This is a genomic window from uncultured Aggregatibacter sp. (genome assembly GCF_901873365.1).
Classification (GTDB): Bacteria; Pseudomonadota; Gammaproteobacteria; order Enterobacterales; family Pasteurellaceae; genus Aggregatibacter.
This window is the reverse complement of sequence record NZ_CABFLM010000084.1, coordinates 1-10,138: the sequence shown is the minus strand read 5'-3', so window position 1 is coordinate 10,138 and position 10,138 is coordinate 1. Positions and strand designations below refer to the sequence as shown.

Genomic DNA, 10,138 nt, shown 5'->3' with positions numbered 1-10,138 from the left:
TAAATCGTAGCGTGCAACTTGTTGCACGAAATGAATAACGCGCTTGACGGTTGATAATACGTTGGTTGAAAAAATACTTCCAAAAATTACCGCACTTTATTTCGTTCCGTGCTTGGTTTGGTCGTGCATCAAGATACACGCTACGCACTATTTGGATCCATACGCATAGCGTATGGTTTTATAGCCAGACTTTGGCTGGCTATAATAAAAAAGCCGATCTTAAGAAAACTTAAGATCGGCAATCAGCAAAATGCTTATTACAAGCTTGCTGTCTCTATTATTTTTTTAGAACCAACACCACGGAGTCACCGGCAACCACTTCCCCGGTTTTCTTCTCAAGATGATTAATCTCATCCATATTGGAAATCACTACCGGTGTTAATACGGATTTCGCTTTGGCTTCCAAGAGAGGAAGATCTAACTCAATCACCGTGTCGCCACGTTTAACGGTTTGACCTTCTTGCGCCACACGGGTAAAGCCTTCACCTTTTAATTCTACGGTATCAATACCAAAGTGAACAAATAACTCCACGCCTTCTTTGGATTCCATGGAAAACGCATGATTAGTTTCAAAAATTTTACCAATCACACCATCTACCGGCGCAACTAATTTATTGCCGGTCGGGCGAATAGCAATGCCATCACCAACAATCTTTTCAGAAAAAACGACATCCGGCACATCTTCAATATTCACGATCTCACCGGAAAGTGGGGCATAGATTTCCACCTCAACCGCCTTCTTCTCTTTTGAGCCAAATAGTTTGTCAAATAAACCCATTTTAATCATCTCCTGAAGTTTGAAATTTAGTCGTATTTTAGCTTAAAAAGCCTAATTTGTATTTAATTTAATGCTTTTTCTGCTAAAAAATCAATCACTAAACGTTCGATTTCTGCCGCAGTCGGTTGTTGTAACGCCTTTTCTGCCAGTAATTTTGCGTCTTGATAATTAACGTTACGAATTAATTTCTTAATCCGCGGCACAGAAATCGCACTCATACTAAATTCATCTAGCCCCATTCCTAACAACAAGACAGTAGCACGTTCATCGCCGGCTAATTCACCGCACATTCCCGTCCATTTTCCTTCCGCATGAGAAGCATCAATCACTTGTTTAATTAAACTCAGTACAGACGGACTCATTGGGTTATATAAATGAGAAATGAGTTCATTGCCACGGTCCACGGCTAACGTATATTGGGTTAAATCGTTCGTACCAATACTGAAGAAATCAACCTCTCTTGCTAAGAATTTGGCATTCACCGCAGCGGATGGCGTTTCCACCATGACACCAATTTGAATATTTTCGTCAAAGGCCTTACCTTCATTACGTAATTCAACTTTCAATTCTTCAATGACGGATTTCAACTCACGAATTTCTTCTACAGAAATAATCATTGGGAACATTACCGCTAACTTACCGTAAGCCGAAGCACGCAATACTGCTCTTAATTGCGCATTTAAAATTTCGCGACGATCCAACGCAATACGAATAGCACGCCAACCGAGGAATGGATTCATTTCTTTCGGCAAATCCAAATACGGCAATTCTTTATCACCGCCAATATCCATGGTACGCAATATCACCAAATTGCCATTCATGGCTTCCACGACGTCTTTATAGGCGATAAATTGCTCTTCTTCTGTCGGCAATTGATCACGATCCATAAACAAGAATTCCGTGCGGTATAGCCCCACCCCTTCTGCGCCGTTGCGCTCCGCACCTTCGATATCACGAATGGTACCGATATTCGCAACCACATCCACGCGGTGTCCATCTAGCGTTAATGCCGGCAAATCTTTTAACTTCGCCAACTCAGCTTTCTCATCGGCTAATTTCGCTTGCAACGCTTTTAAACGCTGAATGTCTTCTTGAGAAGGATTAACATAAACCACATTATTTAACGCATCCAGAATTAAAAAATCACCGGTATTTACCAACTCGGTAACATTGTTCGTCCCAACAATTGCCGGTAATTCAAGGGAACGCGCCATAATGGAGGTATGTGATGTGCGACCGCCGATATCCGTCACAAAACCTAACACCTTGTCTAAATTTAGCTGTGCTGTTTCAGAAGGCGTTAAATCATAGGCAACTAAAATCGCCTCTTCATTAATTTCACCTAAATCAACGATGTGCATGCCTAAGATATTTTTAATTAAGCGATTGCCAATATCACGAATATCACCGGCACGCTCTTTTAAATACTCATCGTCGATTTCCGACAAAATGGCGACTTGCTGATCAATCACCACATTCGCCGCCACTGCCGCATTCACATGATTTGAACGAAGATAATCAATGATTTCCTCTTCCAGCTCTTCATCTTCCAAAATCATTAAATGCCCTTCGAAGATGGCAGCTTTTTCTTCGCCTAAAGATTGATAAGCACGCTCTTTAATTGAGTTTAACTGCTCTACAGCCGCCTCACGTCCTGCGTAAAAACGCGCGATTTCTTCATCGACTTGGCTGTCTTTAATCTTTTGCATATCCAGTACAATTTTTTCTTCTTTAAGCACAAGTGCTTTACCAAAAACAATACCTGGTGAAGCCGGAATTCCTGAAATCATAGTTACCTTCTATAAAAAATCTATCCTAAAACTCAAATTGATTAAAAATCAATCATTCTTAAAATAAAGCAAAAGCCATGACCTGCTACATCGCCTCTTTAATCATAAAGAAAGATTGCCGCAAATCATGGCTTGGTTATTATTCTAAGGTTGGAATTAATGCCACAAGATGTTCAACAGCTTTTTCTGCATCCTCACCTTCTGCAGAAATCGTAATCACGGTACCTTGCGTGAGCATCAACGTTTGTAATTTAAACAAACTTTTTGCACTGGCACTTTTACCGGCTGAAGAAACCGTAATATCAGAAACAAATGCTTTCGCTTCTTTAACGAATTGTGCTGCCGGACGCGTATGCAAACCATTAGGTGCAGTGATTTCAACATCTTTTGAATACATATGAGTTTCCTCTAAAAAATTAATTGAATCCGATAAGTCCATTTAGCATTTTGATGGAATCTTGTCTAAAAAGACTAAAATAAATGCGCCGTAGTATCCTGATAATCGCTCCATTACGCAAGGCGATTTCAATAAAAATTTGAACTGGATCACAAAAAAACGACGTCAAAGTTTAATTTATTAACCAAAATTTAACAAGGTTTTGCGCAAAAGAAGTGGCTGACATTGACTTATTCAGCAGAAAAATGGCGCTGCGATTTCATTTCTTTTTTACTGGTTAACAAACGATGATAATTTTCATAACGAACGGCACTGATTTTGCCTTCTTCTACCGCCTGACGTAAGGCACATCCCGGATCATTTAAATGCTTACAATCACGAAACTTACAAGTCCCTAGCACCGTTTGGAATTCTCGATAACCTTTTGTAATCTGCTCATCTTCCAAATGCCACAAACCAAATTCACGGATGCCCGGTGAATCAATTAAACTACCACCCTGCGGTAAATGATATAAACGAGAAGAGGTCGTGGTGTGTTGTCCAAGACCCGAGGTTGAACTAATTTCCCCGACCAGCGCCGCCACATTCGGCAAAACGGCATTAATCAAACTGGATTTTCCTACACCGGATTGCCCCACAAAAATAGACACGCCATCCGATAAAAGTGCGGTCAGTTTTTCCAGATTTTTTTTATTTTGTGCCGAAACCATCAGCGTTTGATAGCCAATATCACGATAAATTTTCAGCTGTGAATCCACGTCTTGCCATTGTTCTTCCGTCAGCATATCGGCTTTATTCAACACAATAATGGGCTCAATGTTGGCTTCTTCGCATACCACCAAATAACGATCAATAATATTCAACGACAAACTCGGCAATACGGAAGAAATAATGATGATGCGATCAATGTTAGCAGCAATAACTTTAATGCCGTCGTAATAATCCGGACGAGAAATTTCATTTTTGCGCGGATGAACCCCCTCAATCACGCCATTTACACCTTGCAACTGCTCATTACCTTGTCGCCAGATCACGCGATCCCCTACAACAACGCTCGCTAATGTACGACGCAAGTTACAACGAAAAATCTCGCCTTGCGTATTTTCCACATCCGCATGACGGGCATAGCGCGTGACGACCAAACCCTCCTGCGAATCGCCCAGCATATCATCCTGCCAATCAATGTCTTTCTTCTGATGGCGATGTAATACCTTATTATTATTGGATTGAATTCGGCGTTTTTGATTTTGCGTTAATTTGGGTTTACTCATACAAAGTGCGGTCGTTTTTTCTCGCGTTTTTCGCTAGAATAAGGAAAATTTTCGCATAGGATACCTTATATAATGACATTAGATAAACAAAATCTGATCTGGATTGATCTTGAAATGACAGGCTTAGATCCGGAAAAAGAACGCATTATTGAAATCGCAACCATTGTGACCGATAAAAATTTAAATATTCTTGCCGAAGGGCCGGTACTCGCCATCCACCAATCGGATGAATTACTCAATAAAATGAGCGACTGGTGCGTGAAAACCCACACCGCCAATGGGCTGGTTGAACGCGTTAAAAACAGCAAATTAACCGAACGCGCCGCCGAATTACAAACCTTAGATTTTCTCAAGAAATACGTGCCGAAAGGGGTATCACCGATTTGTGGCAACAGTGTGGCACAAGACAAACGCTTTCTCTTTAAATATATGCCGGAGCTTGCAGACTACTTCCACTATCGCCATCTTGATGTCAGTACATTAAAAGAATTAGCCGCCCGCTGGAAACCGGAAATTCTGGACGGCTTTAGTAAACAAAACACCCATTTGGCATTAGACGATATTCGCGAATCCATCAAAGAACTCGCTTACTATCGCGAACATTTTTTAAAGATGGACTAAATCGACGAATATATAAACAAGTAAATCATTTTCCTGATTTTATACTTGCACTGTCCAAAAATATTCGTATAATGCCGTCTCATTCATTTGATGTGAATGCGGGAATAGCTCAGTTGGTAGAGCACGACCTTGCCAAGGTCGGGGTCGCGAGTTCGAGCCTCGTTTCCCGCTCCAAATTCACAATCTCTCGCTTTTGCGGGGGATTTTTTTATGCTTAATTTTTCTTCGTTTCCCTTTTTCTAGCGAAAAAGGGAACCTGTTTCTTCTGTGTTTTATTCATTTGGCTTAAAAAAGCACCGCACTTTTAGCGCCTTTACAGTGCTAACTGCTTATTATGAAACTGTTGCAACGTGCAACGATGACCGACACTGAGAATAATCATGTTTGGGAAGCGGCTGCGGATGATTTTATACAACAATTCTTCCGTCGGTTCGTCCAGTGCCGATGTGGTTTCGTCTAAAAAAATCACATCGGGTTGCATCAGAAGAATGCGGATAAACGCCACCCGTTGCAATTCTCCCGGCGAAAGAATAGCTTGCCAATCGTTGGATTCGTTAAGAGACGGAATGTATTTGCTCAAACGGCACTGCTCCATTGCCAACTCCAATTCGCCACGTTTAGGCTCAATATTCGGATAGCAAATGGCCTCACGTAACGTGCCTTGCGGCATATACGGGCGTTGTGGCAGAAACAGACTGTTGCTACATGGACGCTCTACCCGACCTTCCGTATCAAACGGATAAATCCCCGCAATGGCTTTAAGTAACGAGGTTTTTCCTGCGCCTGACGGACCTTGAATGAGCAAAGCATCGCCATTTTGCAAATCCACGTTCAAATCCTTCAACAAGACTTTTCCGTTGCCGTCTTTAATCCCGAAATGATGCAATAACACCCGATGAGAACACTCCACCGGTTGATGAATGTCCGTGCCGTCCAATTCGTCTAATTTGGTAAAAAAACCATACAAACGGTTTAAGCGCGCTTGATACAGCGTGAATTCTTCATAGAACAAACGAAAGAAAGACAACGCCCGCATAAGACGATTGAAGGCTTGCACCGTTTGGTGCATATCGCCTAATTTCACCTGTCCGGCAAAGAAACGCGGCGCTTGCAACATGAGCGGTAGAATCATAGCAATTTGCGTCACGCCGGTATTAAACCCATCCAACCCCAACATACGGCGCACAATCACCCAACGGTTGTGAATGATAGCGTGAAATTTCGCTTGTAAATTTGACCGCTCTTTTATTTCACCATCGTAAAATGCAATACTTTCTGCGTTATCACGCACGCGAATTAAGGAATAACGGTAATCCCCGTTCAATCGTTCTTTATCAAAATTCAATTTAATCAGCGGGTGCCCAATCCAAACGGAAAGTGCGGTGGCGACAATGATAAAAATATAAATAAAGAACACCACGCCTTTCGGAATCGGCACGCCGAGCAACACCAATATCCCTGACAAGCCCCACAGAATAATCGTAAATTCAATGGTGGACATCACGGAATTAATCAAGCCTTGCAGCATGGTAACCGTGCCGCCAATAAATTCGCGGGCATCTTGTTCGATACGTTGATCGATGTTATCCGGCAATTCTTTTTCGTATTTCAGACGATAATAATTTTTATGGCGCAACCAACGCACCAGCATTTCATTATTGAGTTTTTCTAACCACCGAATTTCAAACAGCTGGCGTACGAAATAATTGATAATGGAATGCACGATTTTGAACATCACCAACAAGGCATTCAGCCCGGCAAAAAACCAAAAGGCATCGGCTTTTTGTTCTTGTAACGAGGTATAAAGCCCGTTATAGAAAAAGGAATTCAGCACGCTGATTCGCACTTCCAGCAAAATCAAGGTCAGTAACAATAAAAGCAAACCGATAATTTTGTATGCTGATGAGGTTTGCACGCAAGGTTGTGTAATCAGCCAAAAGCGTTGTCCAAAGTCTGTTCGTTTAAGCGCCAATGCCAATACAGCCAACACCGCCGATACGCCCAAAAGTGCGGTCAAAATCCAAGAGAAACTATTATTAACTTCTGTTTGCCAATCCATTTGAATATCCAAAAAGAAAGGGCGTTAAACGCCCTTTAGGGATGAAAGTATTTAATTAGAATTCCACTTTGGTATTAAAGATAAACTCACGTCCATAACCCAACGCCACCGGAATCAGCGTGTTTGTTGCATTACCCGAAGTGGATGGGAAATAGGTTTTATCCGTTAAGTTTTTACCGTTAAGTTGGAATGATACTTTCTTGCCGGAGATTTTGGTATCGTAGGCAATGAAGGCGTCATACACTACGGCGTGTGGAATTTTATACGATTTCGCGTAGTTATTTGTATAGGCATACCAAGCGCCCAAATAACGAGCGCCACCGCCAACACGGATATTGCCGAAATTAAATTCGCCCACATTATAGGCTAAAAATAAAGAGGATTGATGTTTCGGGACGCCGGAAAGCTGTTGATTCACTGCGTCAGGGTATCTTTCATTTTCTAAGGATTTCACTTTGGTGTAAGTATAGTTCGCCGCCACGCTCAACTGATCGGTAAGTTGACCATTTAAGTCAAATTCCACACCGCGGGAACGTTGTTTGCCGACGATATTTAATTCGGCATTAGCGCCGCTACCCACCGCTTCTGCCACATTGCGTTTATTAATATTAAATAAAGACACCATAGCGTTAAAATCAGCATTTTCATACTTCGCCCCCATTTCAATGGATTTACCTTGTTCCGGTTTCAAATCGCTGTTCACCGGAGTAGCCACACTCATTTGCGGACGGAAAGATTCCGCATAGTTGGCAAAGGTCGCGATATTCGGCGTGAATTTATATACCGCGCCTAGTTGATACAACAATTTGCCATCATGTTGATCTGTATTAGCGGTCTTCGTTAAGTTTTGCCCTTTTGACAGATCACAATTCGCCGCATTTAAGCAATGGCGACCGGCAAATTGGTCAAAATATTCATAACGCAAACCACCGGTAACAATAACGCTATCCGTTAAATAGGCTGTATCCTGAACATAAACGCCAAGGGTTTTTAGATGGTTATATTGATAGGCATTACCGTTGCCGTTTTTCTTCTGCGCCACAGGATTAGTATAGTTTGGATGATCAATGCTGAGGTCAGAATCCATGATGCCTTGGTTATAAATTGGACCAATCTCACGAATATTACGCATCACATCCACACCGGCGACAAAACGGTTACCAATCTCACCAATACCGAATTCACCCACGATATTTAATGTGCCGCTATGCACGCGTTGATCACCTTGTTGTTGCTCAATGGCTCGGCGTACATGACGTGCTTTTAATTCCGGAGAGGTGATCACGCCCTTTTTATTTTTAACCGCAGGGATCGGTGTATCTGCCACATTAATATTCGAAATACGCGCTTGATTATAGAAATATTCATAACGGGCATAGTTATAACCGGCGTTCAACTTCCAGTTATCGTTAAGCTTATGCTCAACTTTAAAATCAATGTTATCGGTTTTTGCCGTGGTTTCATTATTCGGTTCATCTAAACGACGGGAGACCGGAATATTTGGCAGAGAATTTGTCGCCGTTAATAAATTCGTCCCACGATCAAACGGCTCAAGAATATCTTTATGTTCATACGCCACCAAGACTTTGGTGGTGTCATTTTCCCAAGAAAGAGAAGGCGCGTAAGTGGTGTTTTTAATTTTGCCGAAGTTACGCCAATAATTCTTTTCTTGTTTGTCATAAATAAAACGATAAGCAAAGCCATTGCCTAAGCCGCCGGTGAAATCCACTTGTGTTCCCCACAAACTATGATTTCCCAATGTGCCGCCCACGACATATTTCGGCGTTTGTTGCGGTTTTTTGGTAATGATATTGACGACACCGCCCGGATCTTGAATACCATAAAGCACAGAGGCCGGGCCTTTTAAGACTTCGACGGTTTCCGTGGTGGCACTAAAGTTCTTGGCAGGGCCGGCTTGCAAGCCGTTACGCATAATCGAATTATCACGATTGCCGCCAAAACCGCGTTTTTGAATGGAATCGAACATGCCGCCTAAGGTATTGGCTTGACTAACGCCACTCACATTGTAAAGCGCATCAATTAAAGATTCGGGTTTGCGATCTTTTAATAATTGGGTGGAAAGAATATTGACCGTGTTCGGTGTATCCAGCACAGGCACTTCGGCTTTTGAGACCACAGAGGTCCCGGTGGTTTGATAACCGTTTTGCTTAATGCCGGTATCTTCAACAGTGATTTGTTCAAGATTTTCCGCTTTTTCTTCCGCATAAGCAGACATGGATACCGCCGTTAAAAGTGCGGTGGAAATCACGCTTAATTTAAATTTCATAACATTACCTTTTCGAGTCAAAAAACGGCGACAGTATAGCTGAAAAGTTTTAGCTGAAAAAGAGAATTATTCTCTTTTAAATGCGCTAAAAAAACATCTTAAAAAACAACCGCACTTTAGATGAAAAAAGCCTGTTACAAAGGTAACAGGCTGATGTTTATTTCAATTTTTCCAAGCGCGCTAGCAGCACGTCATCAGGTAATCGCTGAATTTTTCGGAGACGATAAATCAATAAAATGGCAGCTAAGGTTAGACTCACAATAAACGCAATCCAGAACCCTTTCGCCGCAATACCACCGGTAATGATAAGATCCGTGCGCGCTAACGTGTAACCCAGTGGCATACCGACAACCCAATAGCAAAATAACGTAATGTATAAAATGGCTTTGGTGTCTTTATAACCGCGCAACACGCCACCAATAATCACTTGTACTGTGTCGGAAAATTGGTATAGCGCGGCAATTAATAATAAGGTGCCAGCCATGGCGATGACTTCAACATCTTTCACGAAAATGGCGGCAATATGCTCACGTAAAATTACTGTTAAAAATGCAGTGACTATCGCAACCGATAATCCGACCGCCAATGCAGAATAAGACACCAGTTTTGCCCCATGTGGCGATTTTTCGCCTAAACGTTGCCCGACTAAGATCGTCGTAGCCATACCAATCGACATAGGCAACATGAAGATAAACGAGCTGGTGTTTAAGGCAATTTGGTGGCTCGCTACAACATCAGCACCAAGTGGTGATAGAAATAATGAAGTCAATGCAAATAACGCCACTTCACAACACAGCGCCATGGCGATAGGAAACCCAAGTTTCAGCAACTTGCTCAATGTACGCACATTCGGACGTTCGATAATCTTGTCGAAGACCTTTAAATCACGTTGATTTCTCGCGCGCATACAATAGGTCAACATGAAAAGACACATC

8 protein-coding genes and 1 tRNA gene are annotated in these 10,138 nt (G+C 42.1%); 2 read left to right on the top strand and 7 right to left on the bottom strand.

Going from position 1 to position 10,138, the window contains the following annotated elements; genetic code table 11:
• Positions 1–277: 277 nt before the first annotated feature.
• From crr to rsgA, 4 genes are all read right to left on the bottom strand, one after another.
• Positions 278–778, bottom strand: coding sequence for a PTS glucose transporter subunit IIA (gene crr, locus QZ106_RS07795; RefSeq protein ID WP_033002689.1), 501 nt, complete (start codon positions 776–778; stop codon positions 278–280).
• A 62-nt stretch (positions 779–840) separates the two neighbouring features.
• Entirely contained in the window at positions 841–2,568 is a 1,728-nt protein-coding gene (ptsI, locus tag QZ106_RS07790; RefSeq protein ID WP_295976181.1) for a phosphoenolpyruvate-protein phosphotransferase PtsI, read from the bottom strand.
• Positions 2,569–2,707: 139 nt separating this feature from the next.
• Positions 2,708–2,965, bottom strand: coding sequence for a phosphocarrier protein Hpr (gene ptsH / locus QZ106_RS07785; RefSeq protein WP_209364563.1), 258 nt, complete (start codon positions 2,963–2,965; stop codon positions 2,708–2,710).
• A gap of 230 nt (positions 2,966–3,195) precedes the next feature.
• On the bottom strand, positions 3,196–4,236 hold the full coding sequence (gene rsgA / locus QZ106_RS07780; RefSeq protein WP_295976178.1) for a small ribosomal subunit biogenesis GTPase RsgA: 1,041 nt from the start codon (positions 4,234–4,236) through the stop codon (positions 3,196–3,198).
• A gap of 72 nt (positions 4,237–4,308) precedes the next feature.
• Here rsgA and orn point away from each other — a divergent pair, with 72 nt between their 5' ends.
• Together orn and QZ106_RS07770 are read left to right on the top strand one after the other, a co-directional pair.
• Positions 4,309–4,857, top strand: a complete 549-nt coding sequence (gene orn / locus QZ106_RS07775) for an oligoribonuclease (protein WP_006717727.1) — start codon at positions 4,309–4,311, stop codon at positions 4,855–4,857.
• A gap of 98 nt (positions 4,858–4,955) precedes the next feature.
• Positions 4,956–5,031: transfer RNA gene (locus QZ106_RS07770), tRNA-Gly, on the top strand.
• A gap of 139 nt (positions 5,032–5,170) precedes the next feature.
• On the opposite strand, the gene QZ106_RS07765 is transcribed toward QZ106_RS07770, so the two are convergent.
• From QZ106_RS07765 to QZ106_RS07755, 3 genes are all read right to left on the bottom strand, one after another.
• Positions 5,171–6,916: an ABC transporter ATP-binding protein/permease gene (locus tag QZ106_RS07765; RefSeq protein WP_295976175.1), complete on the bottom strand. Its 1,746-nt coding sequence runs from the start codon at positions 6,914–6,916 to the stop codon at positions 5,171–5,173.
• A 55-nt stretch (positions 6,917–6,971) separates the two neighbouring features.
• Entirely contained in the window at positions 6,972–9,203 is a 2,232-nt protein-coding gene (locus QZ106_RS07760; protein WP_295976174.1) for a TonB-dependent siderophore receptor, read from the bottom strand.
• 157 nt (positions 9,204–9,360) lie between these two features.
• Positions 9,361–10,138, bottom strand: a 778-nt coding sequence (locus tag QZ106_RS07755) for an MATE family efflux transporter (protein WP_295976173.1), incomplete at its 5' end; no start/stop codon positions are given.